The organism is Enterococcus hirae ATCC 9790 (assembly GCF_000271405.2).
Lineage (GTDB): Bacteria > Bacillota > Bacilli > Lactobacillales > Enterococcaceae > Enterococcus_B > Enterococcus_B hirae.
The window spans coordinates 1,194,271-1,217,796 of sequence record NC_018081.1 but is presented as its reverse complement, the minus strand read 5'-3'; the positions used below and the strand labels follow the sequence as shown (position 1 = coordinate 1,217,796).

The window sequence follows — 23,526 nt, the reverse complement described above, 5'->3', positions numbered from 1 at the left end:
AGGAGAGACTTGATTTAACGTCAATTATTTCAGAGGGCCCTGAAAAAAATAGGGGAAAAATATCGAATCATTTTGGAGAGGTCTGACGAATCCGTTGATAGATCAAGTTCAAGGCACCAAACCAAACAACGGAAACTACGGGAATCACACGAGTAGTTGGTTCAAAAAACAAACTGATTCCTACCAAACCAAAAAAACATAGAATGAGTCGATCTTTCCATTTTTTCAACTGACTTTTCGTTAATTTTAGATGGGCAAATAAAATAGCTGACCAGACAAATAAGAACGAAATCGTGGTCATGCCTGCAAGTAATTGAAATAAAATCCGACTATCTGATACAAAAAAGTGTAAACAAAGTCCTAATAAAAACATGCCTCCAGTAAATAAGATACCGTGCAAGGGCACACCTCGAGAAGATAATGTTAGAAACCATTTGGAAAGATTTTTTTCTTTTGCCGTATTATATAAGATACGACTCGTACTATAAATGGCACTATTCGTGGAAGAAAGGGAAGCAACCAAGATGATCAAGTTGATGACTCCTGCCCCTTTGCTACAATGAATGAACTGTAACATCGTGACCAACGGACTTTCTTTTAAATCTAAAGATTGCCAAGGAACGACTAACAAAATCGCCACGATCGTTCCAATATAGAAAAAGAGGATACGTGCGGGTAAACATTGGATCGCTTTTTTAAGGTTTTTCTGTGGATCTGCTGTTTCGCCCACCGTTAAACCGATCATTTCAACTCCGGCAAAACTAAATAAAACCATTGGAAAAGCAGCAACTAAGCCGGTTAGTCCAAATGGAAAAATGGTTTGGAGCTGATCAAAATTTTCTCTGACACCAATTCTTGGTGACTTGAAGTACAAAAAGCAAACGCCAATCCCTAAAAGAATAAATAATAAAATCCCAAAAATCTTGATAGTTGAAAACAAGGATTCCAACTCACCAAACCAACGAACCGCAACTACGTTAATGATCACTAAGGCAATAAGTGCGAAGATCCCACTGATTAAGGGAGAGAGTGCTGGTAACCAAAAGCGGATATATAAACCAATCGCTGTCAATTCGGTCAATCCAGCACCCATCCAACATAACCAATACGTCCAGTTGACTAAAAATGCCCATCGTTCGCCTAAATAGTATTGGATGAAATCGCCGATCGATTGAAACTCATTATTGGATAAAAAGAGCTCACCCATCGCATACATCAACCCATAAATAGCGAGGCCGCAAACAAAATAAGTAAGCAAGACAGCAGGTCCCGCCAACTTGATTGCTTTGGCAGAACCTAAGAATAGTCCAGTCCCGATCGCACCTCCTAGCGCAATCATCTGGATATTCCGGTTCGTCAAAGTTTTCTTCATTGTGGTTCTTTCCATCTTACTCACCTTTTCTTTATTCTTGATTCAATTTTTGTTGGACTTCTTGTTCCCATGATGGTTTTCTGATTTTATCAATACATAATGGGGCAATGAATAAGATCAAACTAATCACCGTTACTGCGAAAAAGTTGATCAACGTTCCAGCTTGCATCGTCAAACCTACCGAACAGCCAATTGCTGCAAAAAGAACAAGTACAACGATCCATGCACCTAAATCACCCTTACCACCTTTTTTACCGATTCTAAATGGTCGGGCAAGTTCAGGTTTGGCTTTTCTTAATTTCAAAATAGCAATCCCCATAATGACATATACAATACAATAAATCACTGTCGTGGAGTTCACTAACATCAGAAATGCCTGATTGACACCTGGTATCAACAAATAAAACAAAGCAAAGATCGAAATAATCGTTGATTGTGTTAAGATTACTGATTTTGACACATCAAATTGGTTCGTTTTCCAAAAATTGAATTTTGGTGGATATGCTCCTTTTCTCGCACTTGCAGTGACTGTTTTGGCTGGTCCTGAAGCCCATGCAGATAATTGGACAGCTACACCTACAAAGACTAATAGACTGAAAATATTAACGATGATATGTGGTAATCCTAGAATCTGACAATAGATTGAAATGGATTGCGCAATATTATTCAACTCCATTTGGCCTTTAGGTACCACATTTGCTACGACTAACGCATTCAACGTATTCACAAAGAAGAGAAAAATCAATGCAGCAAAGATCCCTTTAGTATAAGTTTTTACAGGATTTTTCAAACGGGTGATGTAGACAGATGACATCTCGATCCCCGTAAAGATAAACATGATTGGTGCAAAGTAAACGAATGATTTCGCTGTTTCTGCATCAGGGATCAATTTAGCCCAAGAAAAATGACCTAATGTTGCATGTGGTTGGATACCGACTTTGATCCATGAAAAAATACCTAAAAGAAGCATAATTGCTAATGGAATATATAGACCTAACCAAACACCGATCTTCCCACCAATTTTAGCCATATCAAATTTCAAATTTAATAATGTAATGATCCAATACACGACTAGAATAACGATCAAAGTAAATTTACTGTTCAACCCTAAAGGAACGTTATCAATCATATTACCCAATAAAGGTGCTAGCGCTGAAGCGACCATCACCATCCCTGGAAACATTTGGACCCATAAAAGCCATGAGACAACAAAGCCCCATTTTCGTCCTAAAGAATTTGAGACCCAGAGTTCTGGTCCACCTTTTTGGGGAAACATCCCAGCAAATTCACCTGAGATCAACGAAATAGGAAAAGCATAAAATAATACCGCTACAAGCATATAGAAAAGCATCGTCCAACCCGTGGCTGCAACATCAGGAATGTTCCGAACACTAGCAACTAAGGCACAAGTCATACCGATGAATGTCAGTGTAGTGATTTGTGAAGTTTTCGAATCTGTCATTGTTATTTTCCTTCTTTCCATCAACACAGAATAAACTATCTAATTTGAACGTTACAGGGGGGAAAAGCTATGAACGAAAAAAATTAATGGCAGTACTTCATTTTGAAAAAGAACTGCTTGCGTTTACCCGATTACTCACTAGTCTTCAACTATCTGAGTTTGACATAATCTTGATATCTTGAATCGGAAAAGCGTTTGAACATCCACTCTTTCTACTCTGAATACAACAATTCAACGTGCATCATCTATCTTCTTTGATCATAGCTTCCTGTAACACCGTTCTTCACTAGACAGTTTATCGGTTAATTTTTATTGTTATAAGATTTCATTGAGTGTTTTTTCCATGGCTTTGGTAATGCCTTGCGTATAGAACTCGAAAATCTTGTCATCATTAAGATATGGTGTCATAATTGCCGCTCTTAGCAATGTCACTTTTTGTTCTTTTTGCCATTCTTCTTTCGAAAGACCTATCCGTTCAATGAAAGGAAGTGGGGAATCTCCATATTCTTCTTTCATAAAGGTCGTATGTGAAGTAATGAAATGTTCACTATAAACATCCCCTTCCATATAAGAAGAACGATTGAACATTTTTTCATTCAATTCATTGATCGTTTTTAAATCCGTGCATCCTTTGACTTTAAATACCCAATTGACCATATTAAAATCTGGATGATTCAAAGGATAAACTTCAATCGTTTTCCCTTTGATGGTAAAGCTCAATTGTTCTAAAAATGCTCGGAATCGTTGAGCTGCTTCAATCGAGGCACCAATCAATTGACCATAACCAGTAATGTTCAATGGCAATACACGATGAGCAGTCCAAACAGCAGCAGCCGTTGCCCCGGCTTTTGATCCTTCTAAAATATAGGCGCCTAACATGTCCGGTGCTTTTACTGATTTTTCAAAAACATAAGGAGCAAAATAGGAAATAATGTTACGCATTTCTTTGTGTTTGATTACGATACCTCCAGCAGCATAAGGAACATAGCCCATTTTATGCGGATCGATCGTGACCGAATCTGCCTCAGAGATTGCTTTGAACCCATCGTAAACACTTTGATCAATGGAAACATCATAATTAAATACATGATGTTCTTCAAAAAAGTCTGGCAGAGATTCATAAGGTACAAACTCGCCTGCTTCATTTAAGAACAATGCACGTGCATATCCGCCATAAGCTGCGTCAACGTGAAGATAGAAATAAATTCCTTCTTTGTATAATTTTTCTCGCAATTCGACGATTTTATCTACACTATCCACTTGGCCTTCTTCCGTAGTCCCAACGACCGCTACCACACCTAGGACTGGAATTTTTTGTGCGGCTAATTCACGGATCGTTTTTTCTAAAATAGCAACATCCATACGATAATCTTCTTGAACTGGGATAGCGATCATTTGATCTAACCCAATCCCGCAAATGTCTAAAGCTTTCATCCATGAATAATGCTTCGTTTGTGGCACTAACCATTTGCCAAGTTCTTGGAGGTGTTTCCCACTACGAGATGAAGCTGCTTTGACAGCATCTAATTCTTCATCACTGAAGGTTCCAACCATTTCTAAGATTTCTTCGACAGAAAGATTCAATAGTTCCCAATCTGTTTTATCTTTGACTTTTTCAGGATAAACTTCCTTCACTGCAAGGGGAATAGATTTGATACAACGTGCATACCAAAGACCTTCAAGGTTTGCGATCGAGCCATCTGCTGTAATATGGCCCCAGCCACCGGTCATATTGAATAAATCAGCAAAATCTTGTCCTACTTCTGCCTCCATTTGTGAAGTTGCCATAGAAGATTCCAATGCCACATTATTCGGATTCCAAAGCATAGCAAAGTTATAAGCAAGCAAGGCAGGCATCAATGTCTCAGCGTTCATTTGACCCCAATAACGCCCAGCAGAATGCCAAGGGATCGATCCTGCACGCATCCGTTGACTGACTTCATCCAAAACTTCCACCATATGCTCACGAGTGGCGATATATCGAGGTGCTTGTTTGTCGGCTTCACTAATGGCTGCAACGTCACCAGGAAGATAATTCTCTCTCCAACCTAAATGTTCATCGACCATCTTGTTCAATTGCATTTTGTAAAATGCGCCATTTTCTGATTTGTCGCCAATAAAGACGGCTTTGATATCCATATCTTTCATGTCTATTACCTCCATATTGTTCTCGTTGGCCAACGATTTTGTAACTGCAGATGAAACCATCCATCTGTATCACACTACTGACTATAGAACAAAAAATGAGATAATTTTTTTTATAACATTGTAAAATAACCCCTTTTTTTAGAAAAAAATAAAGAAAGTCTGATTTTTCAGAATTTTCTACTCATAATAACGAATATTTTATAAAAACATGAGATAAAAAACTGTCGTTTCTTAAGTGTGTTTAAAAATAAATACGTATATTAAAAAAATAATTATTTTATTTATCCGTTTACTCATCCATTTTTTACTTTTATTGTATTTTTTTCACAAGAATTTTTTCTCTTTATATTTTTATAAAACATCGTTTTATAACAAAAAAGCTTGTCATCACAAGCTTTTTCATTCATATGAAAAAAATAAAGGTGTTTTAAACTTTAAATCATGGCATAATGAATAATACATTGTTCAACCATCTACAAAGCGGAGGAGTTTTAATGTTTGAAGACTATTTGGAAAAAAATATTTTACGCCAGTTATTTCTTTGCGGTCAATTCTATCACAAAAAAGAAATCGATTTAGACGAACTATCCCATTTATTACAAGTCTGCAAAACAACGTTACTCAATGACATCAAAGCGATTCGAACTGAACTCAAGGATGAGATCATCTATAGCCACCGAGAAAAAGATACTTGTTCCTTGTATTTTGATCCTACGATCCCTCGTTTTCGCCTGATACAAAAATTAGCACGCCCTTCTTTATTTCTTAAAACTTGTCAGTTATATCTTGAAAATGAACCTGATTATCTCCAACTGACTGAAATCGAGTATATTTCTGTTAGCAAAGCGTATTCATTAAAAAACAAGTACTTGCTTATTTTGAAGATTGTGACATTCAAATCCAACACCACTCTCCACGATTTACGGAGATCGAACGTCGTTTATTATTATTGAATGTGACTTATCGAACGGGCACCTTGAAGATCCCAACACTTCCAGCAGACTACTTCCTGGCAATAGATGAATTTATCGAATCGGTAACCTTTAATAGTAGGCGTATCTACGATAAAGACAACCGTGAGATCTTACGTATTGGATTGTTGATCAGCTATTTGTCTCAAAAAAAGCATCCCTTATCGATTGAACAAGATTTTATATCCGAACTTCAAAAACGCCCCATTTATCAATATGTGATGGATGCATGGCATACAACTAAACTAAAACATTATTATCAAGAAAATGAAGTATACTTTGCTTTGATCTTATTTAATCTCAGTGATTATGGCTTCAATTCTTACCAAGCAATCGAAGAAGACTTCTGTCACCTCCATCAAGTTTTCATTGAAGATAGCCAATCAATCAAGCAACTGATTACCCAGTTTGAAAGCTATTTCAATCGAAAATTCATCGGTAACCGAGCATTCGAACGCGCTTTAATTCGTTTGATGCGCACCGCATGGGATAATTATCAACTCTTTGTACCTGAAAAATTTTATCTTCTGTCCCCAGAACAGCAATCCTTATTAGCCGAAATACAGCCTTTATTCAACCAATGGTTAGCCCAATTACCTTATAGACTACGACTTAAAATCAATTGTTTGGACGCTTTCGTTATTGAATTAAGTGGCATTTTACGCATTAATAAAACAAAACTCCACGTCCGTATCGTTACCAACTCAGACGTAAAATATCTGATTTACCGAGAAGCCTTAGAGTCCGTCACTACTTTCGATATGGAAGTCGATCCCGTTGTTTATCAGCACTTAGACGAAGCGATAAAAAGTGCTGCACAACAAGAAAACACTCGGATTTTATGTGAAAAAACTCTCTATACGCCAGAAGCAGAACAGTTTCCGACAATTGTTCCCGTTTCCGTAGACACAATTGAAAAATCGATTGTCTGGGCAGTTCAAGCAGTTCGATAAGCCGTGTTGGGAAAAAACGGCGTATGCTTCGCTGAAAGCCAGCTTCCAGTGAAGAAACCAAGTTGTTAGAACAACTGTTTAATAACGTTCGTTCTGTAAAATGGCTGATGTTAGGCAATTAAAAAGCAAAACAAAAAATCTCAAAACATGGAAAGTCGTTTTGAGATTTTTTCTATATTGCAAATGTTTCTACGTTGGCGCGCCATAATAAACTAATTGAGTGATACTTATAACTTATTGTCGTGCATCCGAGCCGATTTCTTTATTTAAAAAGAACGAAATGATCGTTCGGATCACAACCAAAGCAGCTAACTGGAAGACATCTTCCAAGGTTGGTTTGATAATGGACTCAATGATACCAGCTGAGATCAGGACTTCTAAACTCAACAAGATATAGCCACCTAACATTTTTTTGATTGCATTGTTTTGGTTAATCCGCTCTGCTTTGATTCTTCGTTCCGTAAAAGAAAAGTAGAGAAAATCTTTGATAGCTAACCAGGCACCCCAGAGAATGATTAAAATAGCAAAAACGTCTAATATGATGACTAATTGTTCCAAATAAGGGGCAAGTTTCTCGATCAAATTAATTTCCATTATGTGTTCCTACCTTTACTTGCTTTTTATCTTGTGTTTCTAAATTCAAGAAATAGGAAATAATCGTTCGAATAATGATGATCACTGCTAATTTTAAAATATCTGTCCAAGTTGGTTTGATAACTGATTCAATGATATCTGCTACCACTAGCACCTCTAGACTCAGCAAAATATAACTAGCCAATAATTTGCGTACTTCCGCATTTCGGAAATTACGCTGTTCGTAGTCTTTTTTCAGTGGGTGCCAGTCAAAAAGATTTTTTAAGACTAAAAAAATCCCTACCAGCAAAATAATGATTGAAGCAATATTCAAAATTGCGATCAACCAGTCCAAATAAGTTATCAAATTTGTATCAAACATCTCACTGTCCCCTCTCACATTCATTTTAGTTCACGAACAAATGCCTACTGTTTGATGATAGAGAAAAAGCACGAAATTAGCAACTCATCTTTTCTTTGAGAAAATGAATTCGTTTCAATGTTGATAAGACTGAACAATTGTGTCCTGTTCCGTAAACATACCCATTCATTTTTAAAAGGCACGATTCCCCCTTTCAATGATCAAAACTTAGCAGATTCAACAACTGAAGACACTTTCCTATATATAAGTAAAAAAAGAGCCTACTTTTCATGATAAAGTAGGCATCTTCATTCATTCAAAACAACATAACTCTAAAGCTACCTCTTATCATAGTTGATGAGGTCAGCACTCAAAATAACACAAAACTAAAACAGCGATCGAGTAAAGCACAACGCTTCTACATTTTGGAAACATTCAAAACAACATAGCTCTAAAACAACGACGACGAGTGGTTAGAGCTTGCGAAAGTTTTGGAAGCATTCAAAACAACATAGCTCTAAAACCTCGCAGAAAAATTTTTTTCTCACGAAATCTCGTAATCGCGCTACTCGTCCATAGCAAAACTTTCGTCTTGAATGCTCATTCATGCTGTTTTTTGTTATTTTGATTGTTCTTATTTTACCACATTTCTTCACACAAAAAATAGTCTTGATCTAAAACAGTTTGCTTCAATCCTTTTATTTTTCCTGGTTCGATAAAAAGGACAGGCATATGACACAAAGAAATATATTCCTGTAGTTCAGCCATTTCTGTGGTTGTTAAGTACGCTCCAACATTGATAAAAACCAAGCATTTCTTTTTCACTAGATACTTATAAATCTGTAAAATCTCCATTATTTTTTGAAAGATTGATTCTGGTTGCGTCGTAATTCTTATTTTTAATGCTTTGAATAGCTCAACCATACTCATTTCTTCACAGACTAAATCTAATTCATGTTCTAAGAGTTCCTCACTAATCCATTCCTGAACCTTGGTGGTTAATTGATCAATCCTTGATTTTAGTTCGATGTTTTCATTTAATTGTTGCTCTAAGTCAGCATAGATCAGCTTCAATGTAGTCGGAGCTTGGCTATCAAAACTTAAGATATCCGTCACAACTATCAATTCTGATGGTTTGAGTAGCTGTAATTTATCATTGAAAAACTTTAACATGCTATTTTCACCATACTGGTAAACTCCATGAACGACTTTTGAAAAAACTTCCACATCTTCAATTACAAAAATCAGCGCTTTTTCAAAGCTTATCGGTTGTTCTAATAAAGAAAAGTTAAGGTTCATCCTCCACATCCTCTCCTAAAAAAATGACTCGTTCGTCTGAATTAGCTGGACTCAGGTCTTTTTCCCCACACAAATAAACCATTCGTGAAAATTGTTTTTCAGTGACCGTTAGTAAGGTAACTAAGCCCTTTTTAGGATGATGGGCTTTTAATCGACCGAGCATCGCTTGATTAGCAGTACCGTTCAACAACAACTTACTATATACTGAAAATTGATGCATGATAAAGCCTTCACTCAGTAAAAACTTTCTGAACCTTCGATAAACTTTTCGATCATCGCTCGTCTCTGTCGGCAGATCAAACATTAATAACATTCTCATGTAACGATAACTCATATTCCGAAATAAGGAACTCCTTTCCCTTCATTATTCAATGTTTTAATCGTTTTATTGGTGTAATCCGTCACGATATTCGTTAAGAACATTTCTTTTTTCCCATATAAATACTTTTGTGAAAACAAATCAAACAGCCTTCTTTTGATAATTGGGAAAGGTTGATCACGATATGTATAAACAATTTGATCAACTAGCGGACGAAATGGTTCCATCAAGTCACTTGCTAGATTAAAATCATTAAATTGGTTCGCATGTTTTAAACCGAATTGTGTCATACAACCATTTTTAACGATTTCTCTTGCAAACAAACTCATTAGCAGCGTATAACCATAATCTAACCCCGCATTGATTTCATTCGACTCCTCCCGCGTGAATTGATTACCAAACAACGTTTGAAAGTAGATTCTTGCCGCATGCCCTTCACGATTCGTCGGATCAAATGTTTCCAATTCTTCTGATAATTTGGAAAGCGCAGATGCCTTTTCAACAAAATCATTTTCTTGTAAAAAACGACATTGGTTATGGATCTTTTGGGCAATGATCGTTGTCCAAACTACGCCCTTCAAGTCCGATTCCCACTGAATTTGTTTAGATAACTGCAAACTACTATCATGTCGCCCATAATAGGAAAATAATTGCGATGACGGCAATCGCTTGTCATCGCAAAATATCACTAAGATTTTTTCATCTGTTAAACGCTTCAACAACATTGTCGTGATCGTGATATCGGTTGTTTCTAAAATAAGGATATCGATCTCAGACAAATGGATTTTTTCCGTTTGTTGCGCATTTTTAAACACCAGATGATTATTTGCATAAGTCAGTTTAGAATGGGTATTGATTACTACTGTTCGCCAGCCCATAAGTCACCCATCCTTATCCTCGTTTCGTATAAACCAGTGACCGACTGGTAAATGATCGTAGCATCCCAAATCTCCGTTAAGCTGGTATAACGTTTTCGAGGGATCGTTACTCCGAAAAATTTAAAGTCTGCTGGAGCACCTATCGCATTGAACTGTAACAACTGCAAAAAGGATTGTGCGATCATCGAAGTCTCTCCATATTTGTTTTCTTCATAGAGTTCTTGAATTCGCTCTATATTTTTATCCGCAAGTGTATACTTTTCTGCAAAAGCGAGAACTTCGGTTAAGATGGCTGAGAAATCAGAAAGATGAGTATTGACGTAATCAAAACTTTCTTGATAGGTGATTTTGTCATAATGTTGCGCATGGTATAACAAGGTTACTAATTGGTCCGATAAGATGAAAGGATTCCCTTTTTGCGACTCCTTGTGACTTGCCAGGAATCTTCTGCGCCCATTATCAAACTCAAACAAGGTATATTTTGGCAATTTGATAAACTCTGTCACCTGAGGAAAGCCTTTTTCTTTTAAAAATGTAGTCGGATCTTTTTCAAAAGCCGCTTGTTCCATGATGGTAATTCCTTCAATTGCCCTGGTTTTCTTTTGTGTCTTCCCTTTGGCATAAACAAACGCAATGGCATAGGCAATGACTGGACTTCCAAAACCACCGTACTTCGTCACATCCCAATTATTTTTCCGTTCGATCAGTTTATCAGGTTTTTCTTTTGAATTGACCGTTTCCTTATAGAAACCACCTTTTTGTTGTTCGACTTTTTTCACTACATTCACTTGATGGGAGCTAAGAACTTTTTTGATCCGTGGGAGATGATGGCTTTTTTCCCAATAAATTTCCCCATTTTCATCGCAAAACGGTTCGTCTGATTCAAGGAACTTTAAAATATTGGAATAAAATTCTTTTTTAGCGGTAGCTTTATTTTCTCTTGCTAAACTATATTTGACATACTTTCCATAGACAAATTCAGGTGCTAATTTAGGGTACCGTTTTAACAAAACATTCGCAATAAAACCATTTAAATACGCATCATGCGCATGATGATGTGGATTGATCTCACGTACTTTATAAAGCCCAAAAGTTTGTCTGAATTGGCTCGTCAATGTTGCTTTTAGCGTAATAATCTGTACCCCATCACAATCTGTTCCTTCCTCTTCCTGATTAAACGATTGATGTAAAATATTCGCAACATGTTTCGTGATTTGTCTCGTTTCGACTAATTGCCGCTGAATAAAACGGGCTTTATCCTCTGGTGTCAGTTCAATTTTGGTTAAATACGCATATTTTTTTGGACTAATCAATTTGGCTTCTTTCAGTTGATTCCAAAAGATCCGTTGCTCGTTGACTATTTGTTTTTTCGGCACATCGTCGCGCTTCTTTTGATTTTGTTTACTAGCAACTAACACCTTGTTATCAATAGAATTATCCACAATAAAACTTCTCGGTATTATATGATCCACTTCGTATTGGTGAAGATTCTCGATTTCTAGCGGTTCTCCCGTATACATATCTCTGCCATTTTGCAAATAGTACAGGTACAACCGTTCTTTTTGGAGCGCTTTGTTATCTGTTGGCTGTTCTTTTAATAACGTGCTTCCTATCTGTTTCAACCCATTTTCTAAAGCTTTAAGACGTGGGCTCGTCCGATGCGTTTTTTGGTTTTCTCTTGCCATTTCGATCACGATATTCTTTGGTTTGTATCCAATGATCGCAATCAGTTCTTCCACGATTTTAAGACTTTGCCAAATTCCTTTTTTGATCGCCGGACTTCCTGGTAAGTCTTGTATGACGTCAACTAATGATTTATGTTTAGAAAACACCGTTGCTTTTGCAATTTCTTCTTTAAAAGATAAATGCTCATCATTGATCAGCTGCATCAAATTACGGTTACGGTTAGCCGGAACGTCATCATCGTTGATTAGATAATCAAGGATCGTTTTATTCGTTTTTCGATCTCTGATGCCATGGATCAATTTAGCTGAGAATCTTCCCCAGCCAGTGTAATGTTTTCTTGCAAATTCTTTGAGCAACTTTTCACCGAAGACCTCTTGATACTTACTTAATTGATGTTTAATCATTTGACGGTCTTCAAAAATGGTGAGTATTTTTACGATATCCTCAAAAATCGGTTCCATTTCGGGCTGTTCCAACCACTCTTGCATGGCTTTTTGGTTTGTTTTTGCTAATTTCATAAAATCATGATACGTGCTATACGAAGCATTAAATGCTTTTTCAATACCAAAAATCTGGGCATTTTCAATATGGTAATGCGTATACAAAAAGTTTTGTAATTTTTTGACAGTGATTTTTCCTCGCTCTTTTTGAAACAACTGTTTAAAAATCTGCTGTTTCTCATCACCTGAAAAATACTGTTTCACACCTCGTTCATCTTTATAGCTCACTTTGGTTAGTTCATTGAAAATCATATATTTTTGATAAAGTAAGCTATTTTTAGGAAGTACTTTTTCTGTCGGTAAATACGTATCTTGCTTTGTCATTCTTTGAATAAAACGCATCGCTGATTTTTCGATATCTACGACTTCTGAAAAATTCCACGGATTGATTTTTTCAGCTGTTTTCCGCTCGATCCAAGCAAAAGAACTAGCCTCTTGTTCTTTTGCCAAAGGACCGACATAATAAGGGATTCGAAATTTGAATAACGCAATGATTTTTGGTCCTGCTTCTTCTAGAAATGGATAATGTTGTTTTTGTTGATCAATGATCGCTTTCAATTCTATTAGATGTACTTGATGAGGAATAACCCCATTGGTATAAGTACGTTGTTTCAATAAAAAGGTTTCTTGATCGATTTTTTCTAGAAAAGGCTCACTTCCTACTACCCCACTTAGCTCTTTTTTGACGAATTTATAAAATTCTTCTTGAGTTGTTTTTCCTTTGATATAACCAGCATAACCATTTTTGGTGGTATCTTTGAAAAAAACCGTTGCTTTTTGCGGTACGTTTTCTTTCACGAATTGTTTGAATTTTGCCAAATCAGCTTTATGCCGTTCATACCGTTCGACCATCCCTGAAGATAGTTTTGCTTTCGTATGTTTGACAGTTGAAGAAATAATCTCTGATAATAAGATCGCATCATGGACTTTCTTTGCTTGCAAAAAGATATCTAGGTACTCATCACCGATTTTTTCTAACAAAGACTCCAGATCTTCTTCATAGGTTTCCTTTGAAAATTGGAGTTTTACTTCTGCTTCCAAATCAAATATACGTTTAAAGTTCGCTTGATTCCCAACGATCAATTTTAAACATTGAGCAAAAAAGCTGTTGATTTTTTCTGTAGGATAATATTTGAGGATTTCTTCCACTTTTTTCGTCTTCGATAATTTATCTGTCAAAATAGTTAAAACGGGTTGGTGAACGATCAGTGGTTGATCTGATTGTTTGCTATACTGTTCTAAAAAAACACGAAAACTTTCTTCAATAGAGGTATTCTCCGTATCCAAGTCTCCTTCAAACAAAAAATGACCACGATATTTCAATAGATGAGCCAATGCCAGATAAACCAAACGGAGATCTTCTTTTTCCGTTGAATCGACTAACTTTTGGCGCAAATGATAGATTGTCGGATATTTTTGATAATATTCTTTTTCTTCCTCTAACGTGGGGAAAATCGATGCTGGTTTGTATTGTTTTTCTTCTGGAACTAAGAAGCTTTCTTCCAAACGTACAAAAAAGCAATCATCTTGTTTGCAGAGTTCTTCAGCAAAAAGATCTTGTAATTTGCTGAGTCGATATTTTCTGCGAGCCAATCTTCGGCGATTCGTTCGCTTAGTTCTTCTAAACTCCGCTGTTTGACCTTCATCAAATAATCGTGCGCCCCAAAAATTTTTTTTGATTTTCTTTTTTTCAGTATTTCCGTGAACGCTCATTTTCCTTTTCATTAATTGATAATCATCTGTTAGTACCGCCCAGCCCACAGAATTGGTTCCTATATCTAAACCAATCGTATAGTCCTTTGTCATTCACTATCCATCCCTTCTTTTAACATTTACACAACTTAGCAAGTTGTCTTCTTTACAATTGCCAACCATCATGAATAGTTAGACAAAGTGATTTTCTTTTTCTACTTGTAACTCTTTGGTATTATGCTATAATCAATTTGTTGGTAGCATTCAAATCAACATAGCGAGTTAAAATAAGGCATTGTCCGTTATCAGCTTTTAAAGCAAGCACTGTCTCGGTGCTTTTTTATTTTGCCTTTTTTGTTATATATAGAATTTTTAACAGTTTTACTATAACACAAAATTTTTATGCGATTTTTATTTTTGAAAGCATTTTATTTAGAATTTTGATTTTAAAATCAAATCTAATGAAACTTTTTTTAAAAAATAATTCTAATTACCTAATGATTCATCAGATATAAAATAACACAAACCTCTTACATATCCTTTCATTGCTATCTGGCAAACCATTCTTTCCAGATTTTCTGCCAATCTTTATTTTCTTCCCAAGCTTTCCATTTTTTCAGCTGACCAACTTTTCGATTCCATTGACTTACTTTTGCTCAAAATTAGACACTCTGTTCAATCTGTCCAAAGTTTGGATATTTGATTACCCTATCATTTGGCAATTAGAATGAAAGGTTCTATCCTTTTACATAGAAGGACGAGAGAAAAAACAAAGGAGGAACATCTTATGAGTAAAAAATGGATCAAACTAGGTATTGGACTAGGCATATTAACATTGGGTGCTGTTTATCTTGGTAAAAAGACAGGCTTGTTAGAAGATGATCGTCATTTGTATGATGAATTTGAATCGATCTAGTCAAAGAAACGAATCGTCAGACTGTTCACTTGTAAAATACTGGAGGAATCACAATGAGAAAAAGTAAAGCAATAATGATTGGCGCTGGAATCGCCAATATGGCAGCTGCTGTTTATTTGATTCAAGAAGGAAACTGGCGTGGTGATCAGATTACGTTTTATTCTTTAGATGACCATGGCTCCAATGATGGTGCCCCAACGGATACCGTTGTCGATGAATATTGGAATAAAAATCATCCCTTAGAAAACAAAAAGGGCTATATCGCCCGTGGTGGACGTATGCTCAATTATCGAACATACGTGGATTTGATGGATCTCTTAAGCCGAATCCCCTCTGTCACCGAACCAGGAATGACTGCGGCTGAAGATACTAGAGATTTTGATGCAAAACACCGAACATTTGATAAAGCACGTTTGATGGAAGGCGGAAAAGGGATTATTGACGGTGGCAAACTAGGATTTAACAATAAAGATCGTTTGTTATTGACTAAGCTGATCGCCATGCCTGATTCAGAAGAAGAAAAATTAGATAATGTCACAATTGAAGAATACTTCAAAGATGATCCTCACTTCTTTGAGACAAACTTTTGGTTTATGTGGGAAACAACTTTTGCTTTTCGTACTCGTAGTTCTGCCCAAGAACTTCGTCGCTATATGCATCAAATGATTTATGAATTTACACAAATCGAACATTTGGTAGGAGTAAACCGAACTCGCTACAATCAGTATGAAAGTATCATGTTGCCATTGATCAATTATTTAAAAGACCAAGGATGTCAAATCATTTTGAACCGCCGCGTAGTCGATTGGGAATTCAAAGAAACTCCGATGCAAGATGAAATTACAGTGACTGGCTTAAAAATGATCAACACGTTAACCAATGAGGAAGAACACGTCGTGGTTGATGGTGATACGGGTGTGCTTTTCACTAACGGATCAATTACTGATTCGGCTACACTAGGTGACTACGATACACCAGCTGTTGAAAATATGGATTATGGTGCTGCTTCTAGCTTGTGGAAGAAAGCCAGTGAACGTTTCTATAATTTAGGTAACCCTGACAAATTTTTTGCCGATCGTGATGCCAGCGAATGGGTCAGTTTCACTTTAACAACTAAGGACCATTTGCTTTTAAATGAAATTACTCGGATCACGACACAAGTCCCTGGTAATGCATTGAATTCATTTATCTCCACTACACCAATCACACCACTCGGACAAAAAGATGTCAATATGTCGATCGTCGTTCATCACCAACCACATTTTACTTCACAAAAACCAAACGAAACCGTCATTTGGGGATATTTCTTATACCCTCGACGTCGTGGAGAATTTGTGGATAAGCAATATATCAAGATGACTGGGAAAGAAATGTTAGAAGAATTGATCGGACAACTTTCGAAAGTCGATCCTGGTCCTGAAAATATTCGAACGAAGGAAACCGAGATTTTTGATAGCGTTGTGAATAATATTCCTGTGTATATGCCTTATGCTTCTGCATTATTTAATAATCGAGCAAAAAGCGACCGACCAAAAGTGATTCCTCAACACTCAACGAACTTGGCATTTACTGGAGAATTTGTCGAACAACCTTATCAAATGATCTTTACGGAACAAAGTGCCGTACGCTCTGGCGAGATCGCTGCTTTCCATTTTGCTGGTATTCCAATGTCACGTCTTGTTAAAACTCCAAGATATGACAAAGATATTCCTACATTGATGCGTGCTGCTAAGAAAATGTTTGAATGATCGATGCAATAAGGTAGCAACAAGGAACAACCGCAACAAAAAATGACTGTCACTTCCTAGTAACGGGAGTGACAGTCGTTTTTTAGTATTTCATCATTCAACGAATGATTTTTATTTAGCTATTATCTCAGGCTTTTTTTAAGGTACTACTTCCAGTTTTCAGCCACTTTTTATTTTGCCGTTTCTGCAGAAGCTTACTTCCCCCACCGAATAATACAGCACAAAACAAAAGAATGCCCCCAATAATCGCTGGATACAGCAGTAGATCTTGCACGTAATGTGTCATTAATTGTAAAGTCGCTTGTGAATGAAAAGCTATATTATGTAAAACGTCTTGTATATAAAGCAATCCTGCTAAAACGCAAAACATACTTCCAGTTGTTCCCAAAATAAACATACCATAACGTAGGAAAGAAAAGGGTGTTTTGTTAATTAACCGATATAAATAGACTAGCCAAAACGCCAATAGACCCAGACAGATGTAAAAAAGAGGTACCACTATTTTTCGAGCAGACACGATGTTTTCGATAAAAATAGTCAAGTATCGATCACCTAATGCACTTTGGAAGTGATACATGTAAATAAAGATCATTGTCTCGATTTTATTTTTCTCCTCTTTATCGATAGTCAGTTGTTTTTTTGTTGCAACTGTAGCCACCGCTTGAGCAATTATCTCACTCACCTCATTGCTGTCTCTTAGCTCATAATTTGTTTCTTCATATGTATGTTGGATAAATGGTCGAAGGGCTTCTTCGACAAAACGTGGTGAAAGTGCCGTTGCAACGACCTCTGAAAATTCACTTTCTTCTGTGTTTTCTTTCCGAAAATTCTGAGCAGCTTCTGCGAGGACCAATTCGCTATACTTTGTTTTTTCGATTTGACCGAGTAAATACGCCTGATCAAAAAACGTCACTTGAATGATTCCTACGGAAATAATCACAAACAAAGTCACTGAACAAGCAAATGTGACCATCAGTTTTCTGATTTGTTCTCCCTTTTTTCTTTTATCACAAATAACCTCCCTTTTGATCTATTTTTTAATCTGTTATTTACTTAACCTAAGAAATCAACATAATTTAATTATACTTCTAACTATAAAGCTTCTCAATGTAAACCAAATAATACACAAGTTATTTTAAAACGATTTTCCCTTTACTAAAAGCGTTTCACTACTCAAAAGCCAGCTCCTCCTTTAGAATGAAATTAGCTGTTCGTTCAAAAAATGACATGTTATAGGGTTTGAAGAAAGGAGTTTTATTTCATGAAAGCTGTTACCTGGCAAGGAAACCAAAAAATGGAAATCAGAAACGTAGATGATCCAAAAATCGTGGAACCGACAGATGCTATTATTCGAATTACCGCTACTGCGATTTGCGGCTCGGATCTTCACCTCTATCATCATGGGGAGGCTGTCTTAGAAAAAGGATATGTCGTTGGTCATGAACCAATGGGGATTGTTGAAGAAGTAGGTCCTGCAGTAAAAAAACTAAAAAAGGGTCAGCGGGTCGTTATTCCTTTTAATATTAGTTGTGGGCATTGTCATTTCTGTACCCATGAGATGGAAAGTCAATGTGATCGCTCAAATCCAGATCAACTTTATGGTGGTTTATTTGGCTTTGGCCGTTTAAACGGGAACCATTGGGGTGGTCAAGCTGAGTATCTTCGGGTACCATTTGCTGATAGCACTTCGTTTATCGTACCTGACAATGATCTTGCAGACGAAAAAGTCCTTTTCTTATCGGATATCCTTCCAACTGCTTATTGGAGCGTTCAAAATGCCAACGTAAAAAAAGGCGACACTGTAGTGGTCTTAGGTTCAGGACCAGTTGGATTGTTTGCACAAAAATTTGCCGCTATGGCAGGAGCAGAGCGCGTGATTGCTGTCGATCCGGTCCAACATCGTATTGATAAAGCCGCTCGTTACAATCATGTAGAAACTTATTTGTTAGAAGATACTCAGTCTGCTGGGAAAGAACTTTACGAATTAGCAAAAGGTGGCGCTGATGTCATCATTGATTGTGTAGGGATGGATGGCTTGGAACCAGTGAAAGAAAAAGCTAAGAATCTCGTTAGTTTGCAAAGCGGGACGATTTCACCGATCCAAATGGCTGCGCAAGCTGTCAAAAAATTTGGAACCGTACAAATCACTGGTGTTTATATGACCCCGGCTTCTTCGTACCCACTACAAGAATTTTTCATGAGAGATATCACAGTGAAGCATGGTCAGGCACCGATCGTTCATTTGATGCCTAAAATTTACGAGATGATTGCTGCGGGTCTGTTCGATCCAACCCAAATCATCACACATGCGATGCCTTTAGCTGATGCTGCCCGAGCATACGAGATTTTTGACAAAAAAGAAGATAAAAATATCAAAGTTGTTTTGAAACCTTAGCTTTGTTCACAGATAGGTGAGTGAGAGATGCCAGAAATAAAACGAAAAAGCCATGAAATAGATATTGGGAAAGAAGAAGATATCGAAATTGCTGGACAACGTTTTCGTCTTTATTTCCAGAACCGCTATACATTATTGTCTCTTGCAGTTGATTTATTGACAGGGATTTTTTATATTTTTGGAAGCGTAGCGTTGTTAACAGATATTCCAGACCGTTATAGTACCTATTGTTATCTAGTAGGAGCGATCTTTTTGACTGCACGACCTATTTTGAAAATAGTACGTAATGTCTTCATCTATGACGAGAAAAAAAACAAAAAAGAGCGAAAAAAAGAATGAATAAGAAAGCTTCCTAATTTTTCGGTAAAAAGACGGAACGCCTATTTAGGATAGCGAGCTCATTCATGCTTTTCCAACAAATCAACCATTCTAAATTCCAGGACTGATAGAACTTTCTATTGCTCCTGGAATTTTTTTGAAGCTAAAAAATAGTACCGTCCACTAAATAATACTCGAATAACCAATATACCAACAAAAATAGCATCAAAAAACAATTTCCGATTTTTCTTGGCATTGCTCACCAGAAACAAAAGATTACTGATCAGACAAAGAACCCTTTTGAGTAATCAACTCCGATCACGTTGTAAAAATCGCTAGTTGATATAAATAAACCGGGATCCCTTCATTATCTTGCACTGTCGTCAGATATTCCCACTCATATCTTTCATAAAAACCTGTATGGTCAGTCGCTACATAGAGCTGCGAAATCCCAAGCGCCCCCATATCCTTTCGAATAAATGATAAAATCTCTTTGGCAATTCCTTGATTACGATATTCTTTTTCAACAAACAACGCACAAACATTCGGAGTCAAATCTGGACGATCATGAAAATCATTCGCGATGACCCCTGCTCCAGCGATAATTTTTTGTTCTGACGTCACGACTATATACCATTGAGGAACAGCGTTAGATGATTGAAGAGAATCTTCCATGCTCTCTTGGTAAAAGGAAAGCGGAAGATGCCATTTTGACGTAAACCATTGCGCTGCCTGTTCCAACCATTCAGGTCTTTCTCTGATCTTAACCAACTCATAACCTTTCATTTCGTCCTTTCACTCCCCTATACATTTGCACTATTATAGCACGCTTGTTATCGAAATGGTTTTTTTTAAACTCCAAAAAAAACTCCTTTTATCCTTCTTTTTCACTAAGAAAAAAGAAAGCTATCCTTGAGCCATTTATCCAAAAAAAACAGTTATCATGACCTCTGTCAGACAACTGTTTTTTTTGATCGCTCATTAAACGAAACAAGATCTTTTCACTAAAGAATAGCTACTTTTGATTGTATGTGCTGTTTCTTTCTTTTATGTGCTTTTAGCCGTTTAATGCTTCTTTTCTTTTTTCTTGAACTGTCGCTACTTTCACAAATGGTAGGTAAATCAAGACAGATAAGATTAAGTTGATAGCAGCTAAGACACCGCCAGCGATACTTTTTGTTGCTAATACCCCACCGATTACTGGTGGTGTTACCCATGGTGGCATCACCGTTGCAGCTGGAACTAGTCCGGTAGCAGTAGCAAAATAAGCAACAGATACTAAAACCATTGGGGTTAAAATAAACGGAATAAACATAATTGGGTTCAATACGATTGGTAAACCAAACATTGTTGGTTCATTGATATTGAAAACACCTGGTGCGATCGACAAGTTCGTAACAACCATATAAGGTTTATTTCTACGTCCCACTAAATAAATTGCTAGCAACAGACCTAATGTTGCCCCTGTACCACCTAAGTTGACAAAGCTATCAAAGAAAGGTTTGTTTACAATGTATGGTGCGCTATGACCAGCAGCAATCGCATTAACATTCGCTTCGATTGCTGGTGCATTGATTGTTTGCATCAAAGGGTCTACCATGTTTGCTCCGTGTAATCCAAAGAACCATAAGAATGGTGTAATGAATGCTAACAACAAAGCTGAAGGATAAGAATTGGCTAGTCCCATGAATGGTTCTTGGACAATTGTATAAAACGCGCCTACGATATCATCTACACCAAATGCAGCAAAGATCGCAGCAATCAAAGCAAAGAATGAGATCGTGATCATTGCAGGTAATAATGAAGCAAAGGCTTTAGCTACAGCTGGTGGCACGCCATCAGGCATTTTGATGATTAATTTTTCATTTCCACTTAAACGAACAAAGATTTCTGTTGAAATAATCCCAACAATAATTGCAATAAATAAACCGTTTGAGCTCATGCCCAACGCTCCGCCTAATGCGAAGAATGAACCTAAAGAAATTACTCCAGCAGAAACGCCGTCTTTACGATAACCATTTGCCAAATGATAAGCAAGTAGAAAGGCGATCAAAACTGAAAGAATCGCAAATGTACCATTCCAAGCAGCTGCGCCAAATCCTTTCCAAGCTTCGCCACCAAAAATTTTATTCATTAATTCTTGGAAACCAGGAATAGGCAAGTTATTGATCATTACTGCTAACGCACCTAAAATCATCAAAGGCATACTGACCATAAATGAATCACGAATCGCTACTAAATGACGTTGAGCACCAATTTTTGATGCCACAGGTATAAAATGTTTCTCCATAAATGCAACAAATTTATCCATGTTTCTTTCCTCTTTTCTATTTCACCAGTTTACTTTAAGCATCTAAACGTCGATATAAATCAATGATTTCTTTTGCTAAATCTGTAAATGCAATCGAAGTCATCAGATGATCTTGGCTGTGAACCGTCAATAAAGTCACTTCCATATGATTACCTTGTGCTTCTTGTGTTAACATTTCTGTTTGAGAGTGATGAGCTTGCACTAAAGATTCTTCTGCATCTTTGATTTTTGCATCAGCTAACTCAAAATCTCCTTTTTTCGCTGCAGCAATCGCTTCCATTGCATCGCTTTTTGCATTTCCGCCAAACATGATCAAACCCATGATTGCTTCAAGATTTTTTTGCTCTTGCATTGTTGGTTTCCTCCATTATTTATTGATTAATGATTCTGCTTGTTCTAATACTTTGGCACCGTTCATCATACCGTAATCTTGCATATTGATTACATCTAGAGGAATTCCTTTTGGTGCTAATTTTTCAGCAAATTGATTTTGCATAAAACGTACTTGTGGACCTAAAAGTAAAACGTCTACATTTTTTGATTCTAATTGATTGTCTGCATCTGAAGCAGATACTGCAAAGATATCAGCCTCGATTCCTTTTTCTTCTGCCGCTTTTTGCATTTTTGTTACTAATAAACTAGTACTCATTCCAGCTGAGCATACAAGCATGATTGTTTTCTTTTCCATTTTCTACACTTCCCTTTCTTGTATCTTACACTTTTATATAAAGCAATTACCGTGCCAACTTTTAAAGCGCTTTAATCCCTTGTCGTGCTAACGCTTTCAAGAGGACACTGTATAGATGCACACTTCTTTTTTCTTTGCACACTAAAATTAGTGTGCAAACGTTGATCATTTCTCTGATAAATTTGTGTAACTAATTCATGGTATCAAAAAAATAAGCCGTAGTTTCGCAAAAATGACTCCTTTGAGCGAATTCCAGCTTATTTTTCATCTGCTTGTCCTACTATTCACTTTTGGTCGTTTCTTGAAATTTTTTGTTTAATTGGGTTAATAACTCAATTTGTAATTGTTGTAATTCTAGCATTTGTTGCCATTGCTGTGACATCAAATAATCGATTTTTTCATGCAACAAACTAATTTCTAACTCAGCTTTTAGGTTTGTTTGATAATCATGGTCGGCTGCTATCCGATCTCTAGTTGCTTGTCTGTTTTGACTCATCATAATGATCGGTGCTTGGATAGCAGCTAAACAAGAAAGCACTAAGTTCAAAAGAATGAACGGATATCGATCAAATGATAGCCCCAAAAAATGTAACGTATTCAACAAGATCCAACTACCTAAAATCACTACAAAGAGAAATATAAACGGCCAACTACCACCAAACTTGGCAATTGCATCTGCTGATTTTTGACCAAAAGTCGCTTTTTGATTGATCGTTGTATTTAAATTTTGACTAATTATTTGCTTATTTTTCAACTGCTCTAGCATTTCTTGATTAATTTTTTTTGTTTCATTCTGGTCTTGAATGATTTTTTCTTTTATATACTCAAAATGATAATTCATAAAGGTAATAAAAGGGATTTGGGACTCTATGGTCAGTTTCTTATTTTTTGTAAAATAAATGAACGAATATCTGTATCAATTGTTTTCAGATGAAC

General features: G+C 36.6%; 19 protein-coding genes and 1 pseudogene. 5 read left to right on the top strand and 15 right to left on the bottom strand.

Annotated elements, in window-relative coordinates; genetic code table 11:
- Window positions 1–67: 67 nt before the first annotated feature.
- The 3 genes from EHR_RS05860 to tdc form a co-directional block, all read right to left on the bottom strand.
- Window positions 68–1,387, bottom strand: a complete 1,320-nt coding sequence (locus EHR_RS05860; protein ID WP_010737009.1) for an amino acid permease — start codon at window positions 1,385–1,387, stop codon at window positions 68–70.
- Between the two features lie 16 nt (window positions 1,388–1,403).
- Entirely contained in the window at window positions 1,404–2,834 is a 1,431-nt protein-coding gene (locus EHR_RS05855; RefSeq protein WP_010737008.1) for an amino acid permease, read from the bottom strand.
- A gap of 315 nt (window positions 2,835–3,149) precedes the next feature.
- Complete coding sequence (gene tdc / locus EHR_RS05850; protein ID WP_010720987.1) at window positions 3,150–4,982, bottom strand: tyrosine decarboxylase; 1,833 nt, start codon at window positions 4,980–4,982, stop codon at window positions 3,150–3,152.
- Window positions 4,983–5,476: 494 nt separating this feature from the next.
- Between tdc and EHR_RS05840 the strand changes: the two are divergent.
- Window positions 5,477–6,906: pseudogene (locus tag EHR_RS05840) on the top strand (helix-turn-helix domain-containing protein).
- A 234-nt stretch (window positions 6,907–7,140) separates the two neighbouring features.
- Here the strand turns inward: EHR_RS05840 and EHR_RS05835 are convergent.
- From EHR_RS05835 to cas9, 6 genes are all read right to left on the bottom strand, one after another.
- Window positions 7,141–7,500, bottom strand: a complete 360-nt coding sequence (locus tag EHR_RS05835; RefSeq protein ID WP_010737006.1) for a DUF1622 domain-containing protein — start codon at window positions 7,498–7,500, stop codon at window positions 7,141–7,143.
- On the bottom strand, window positions 7,490–7,861 hold the full coding sequence (locus tag EHR_RS05830; protein ID WP_010720990.1) for a DUF1622 domain-containing protein: 372 nt from the start codon (window positions 7,859–7,861) through the stop codon (window positions 7,490–7,492). The genes EHR_RS05835 and EHR_RS05830 overlap by 11 nt, the downstream gene beginning before the upstream one ends.
- Window positions 7,862–8,479: 618 nt before the next feature.
- A complete protein-coding gene (gene csn2, locus EHR_RS05825; protein ID WP_010737005.1) occupies window positions 8,480–9,139 on the bottom strand; it encodes a type II-A CRISPR-associated protein Csn2 in 660 nt (219 codons plus the stop codon).
- Window positions 9,129–9,473, bottom strand: coding sequence for a CRISPR-associated endonuclease Cas2 (gene cas2, locus EHR_RS05820; protein WP_010720992.1), 345 nt, complete (start codon window positions 9,471–9,473; stop codon window positions 9,129–9,131). The genes csn2 and cas2 overlap by 11 nt, the downstream gene beginning before the upstream one ends.
- Complete coding sequence (gene cas1 / locus EHR_RS05815; RefSeq protein WP_010720993.1) at window positions 9,470–10,336, bottom strand: type II CRISPR-associated endonuclease Cas1; 867 nt, start codon at window positions 10,334–10,336, stop codon at window positions 9,470–9,472. Before cas1 ends, cas2 begins: the two co-directional genes overlap by 4 nt.
- A complete protein-coding gene (cas9, locus tag EHR_RS05810) occupies window positions 10,318–14,328 on the bottom strand; it encodes a type II CRISPR RNA-guided endonuclease Cas9 (RefSeq protein WP_010737004.1) in 4,011 nt (1,336 codons plus the stop codon). Before cas9 ends, cas1 begins: the two co-directional genes overlap by 19 nt.
- A 673-nt stretch (window positions 14,329–15,001) precedes the next feature.
- Here cas9 and EHR_RS05805 point away from each other — a divergent pair.
- Together EHR_RS05805 and EHR_RS05800 are read left to right on the top strand one after the other, a co-directional pair.
- Window positions 15,002–15,130 (top strand): hypothetical protein, encoded by a 129-nt coding sequence (locus EHR_RS05805; RefSeq protein ID WP_010720995.1) that lies wholly within the window; start codon window positions 15,002–15,004, stop codon window positions 15,128–15,130.
- A 53-nt stretch (window positions 15,131–15,183) separates the two neighbouring features.
- Complete coding sequence (locus EHR_RS05800) at window positions 15,184–16,878, top strand: oleate hydratase (RefSeq protein ID WP_010720996.1); 1,695 nt, start codon at window positions 15,184–15,186, stop codon at window positions 16,876–16,878.
- Between the two features lie 127 nt (window positions 16,879–17,005).
- On the opposite strand, the gene EHR_RS05795 is transcribed toward EHR_RS05800, so the two are convergent.
- Window positions 17,006–17,851: a hypothetical protein gene (locus EHR_RS05795; protein ID WP_014834430.1), complete on the bottom strand. Its 846-nt coding sequence runs from the start codon at window positions 17,849–17,851 to the stop codon at window positions 17,006–17,008.
- Between the two features lie 288 nt (window positions 17,852–18,139).
- Here EHR_RS05795 and EHR_RS05790 point away from each other — a divergent pair, with 288 nt between their 5' ends.
- Both EHR_RS05790 and EHR_RS05785 read left to right on the top strand, forming a co-directional pair.
- Window positions 18,140–19,273 (top strand): alcohol dehydrogenase catalytic domain-containing protein, encoded by a 1,134-nt coding sequence (locus EHR_RS05790; RefSeq protein WP_010737002.1) that lies wholly within the window; start codon window positions 18,140–18,142, stop codon window positions 19,271–19,273.
- Between the two features lie 27 nt (window positions 19,274–19,300).
- A complete protein-coding gene (locus tag EHR_RS05785; RefSeq protein ID WP_014834429.1) occupies window positions 19,301–19,612 on the top strand; it encodes a YrhK family protein in 312 nt (103 codons plus the stop codon).
- A 297-nt stretch (window positions 19,613–19,909) separates the two neighbouring features.
- Here EHR_RS05785 and EHR_RS05780 read toward each other — a convergent pair whose 3' ends face one another.
- The 5 genes from EHR_RS05780 to EHR_RS05760 all read right to left on the bottom strand — a co-directional run bounded on the left by EHR_RS05780 (window position 19,910) and on the right by EHR_RS05760 (window position 23,431).
- Window positions 19,910–20,377 carry a GNAT family N-acetyltransferase gene (locus EHR_RS05780; RefSeq protein ID WP_010737001.1) on the bottom strand — a complete coding sequence of 156 codons (468 nt, stop codon included), beginning with the start codon at window positions 20,375–20,377 and terminating at the stop codon, window positions 19,910–19,912.
- Between the two features lie 271 nt (window positions 20,378–20,648).
- On the bottom strand, window positions 20,649–21,902 hold the full coding sequence (locus EHR_RS05775) for a PTS sugar transporter subunit IIC (RefSeq protein WP_010721001.1): 1,254 nt from the start codon (window positions 21,900–21,902) through the stop codon (window positions 20,649–20,651).
- A 34-nt stretch (window positions 21,903–21,936) separates the two neighbouring features.
- Window positions 21,937–22,254: a PTS lactose/cellobiose transporter subunit IIA gene (locus EHR_RS05770; RefSeq protein ID WP_010721002.1), complete on the bottom strand. Its 318-nt coding sequence runs from the start codon at window positions 22,252–22,254 to the stop codon at window positions 21,937–21,939.
- 15 nt (window positions 22,255–22,269) lie between these two features.
- Window positions 22,270–22,590: a PTS sugar transporter subunit IIB gene (locus EHR_RS05765; RefSeq protein ID WP_010721003.1), complete on the bottom strand. Its 321-nt coding sequence runs from the start codon at window positions 22,588–22,590 to the stop codon at window positions 22,270–22,272.
- Window positions 22,591–22,870: 280 nt separating this feature from the next.
- On the bottom strand, window positions 22,871–23,431 hold the full coding sequence (locus EHR_RS05760) for a DUF1003 domain-containing protein (protein WP_014834428.1): 561 nt from the start codon (window positions 23,429–23,431) through the stop codon (window positions 22,871–22,873).
- Window positions 23,432–23,526 lie beyond the last annotated feature (95 nt).

Bases quoted from the DNA above. Each gene is read 5' to 3' on its own strand.
- EHR_RS05860 (WP_010737009.1), bottom strand. From the start codon at position 1,387: ATGGAAAGAACCACAATGAAGAAAACTTTGACGAACCGGAATATCCAG.
- EHR_RS05855 (WP_010737008.1), bottom strand. From the start codon at position 2,834: ATGACAGATTCGAAAACTTCACAAATCACTACACTGACATTCATCGGT.
- tdc (WP_010720987.1), bottom strand. From the start codon at position 4,982: ATGAAAGATATGGATATCAAAGCCGTCTTTATTGGCGACAAATCAGAA.
- EHR_RS05835 (WP_010737006.1), bottom strand. From the start codon at position 7,500: ATGGAAATTAATTTGATCGAGAAACTTGCCCCTTATTTGGAACAATTA.
- EHR_RS05830 (WP_010720990.1), bottom strand. From the start codon at position 7,861: ATGTTTGATACAAATTTGATAACTTATTTGGACTGGTTGATCGCAATT.
- csn2 (WP_010737005.1), bottom strand. From the start codon at position 9,139: ATGAACCTTAACTTTTCTTTATTAGAACAACCGATAAGCTTTGAAAAA.
- cas2 (WP_010720992.1), bottom strand. From the start codon at position 9,473: ATGAGTTATCGTTACATGAGAATGTTATTAATGTTTGATCTGCCGACA.
- cas1 (WP_010720993.1), bottom strand. From the start codon at position 10,336: ATGGGCTGGCGAACAGTAGTAATCAATACCCATTCTAAACTGACTTAT.
- cas9 (WP_010737004.1), bottom strand. From the start codon at position 14,328: ATGACAAAGGACTATACGATTGGTTTAGATATAGGAACCAATTCTGTG.
- EHR_RS05805 (WP_010720995.1), top strand. From the start codon at position 15,002: ATGAGTAAAAAATGGATCAAACTAGGTATTGGACTAGGCATATTAACA.
- EHR_RS05800 (WP_010720996.1), top strand. From the start codon at position 15,184: ATGAGAAAAAGTAAAGCAATAATGATTGGCGCTGGAATCGCCAATATG.
- EHR_RS05795 (WP_014834430.1), bottom strand. From the start codon at position 17,851: ATGGTCACATTTGCTTGTTCAGTGACTTTGTTTGTGATTATTTCCGTA.
- EHR_RS05790 (WP_010737002.1), top strand. From the start codon at position 18,140: ATGAAAGCTGTTACCTGGCAAGGAAACCAAAAAATGGAAATCAGAAAC.
- EHR_RS05785 (WP_014834429.1), top strand. From the start codon at position 19,301: ATGCCAGAAATAAAACGAAAAAGCCATGAAATAGATATTGGGAAAGAA.
- EHR_RS05780 (WP_010737001.1), bottom strand. From the start codon at position 20,377: ATGAAAGGTTATGAGTTGGTTAAGATCAGAGAAAGACCTGAATGGTTG.
- EHR_RS05775 (WP_010721001.1), bottom strand. From the start codon at position 21,902: ATGGATAAATTTGTTGCATTTATGGAGAAACATTTTATACCTGTGGCA.
- EHR_RS05770 (WP_010721002.1), bottom strand. From the start codon at position 22,254: ATGCAAGAGCAAAAAAATCTTGAAGCAATCATGGGTTTGATCATGTTT.
- EHR_RS05765 (WP_010721003.1), bottom strand. From the start codon at position 22,590: ATGGAAAAGAAAACAATCATGCTTGTATGCTCAGCTGGAATGAGTACT.
- EHR_RS05760 (WP_014834428.1), bottom strand. From the start codon at position 23,431: ATGAATTATCATTTTGAGTATATAAAAGAAAAAATCATTCAAGACCAG.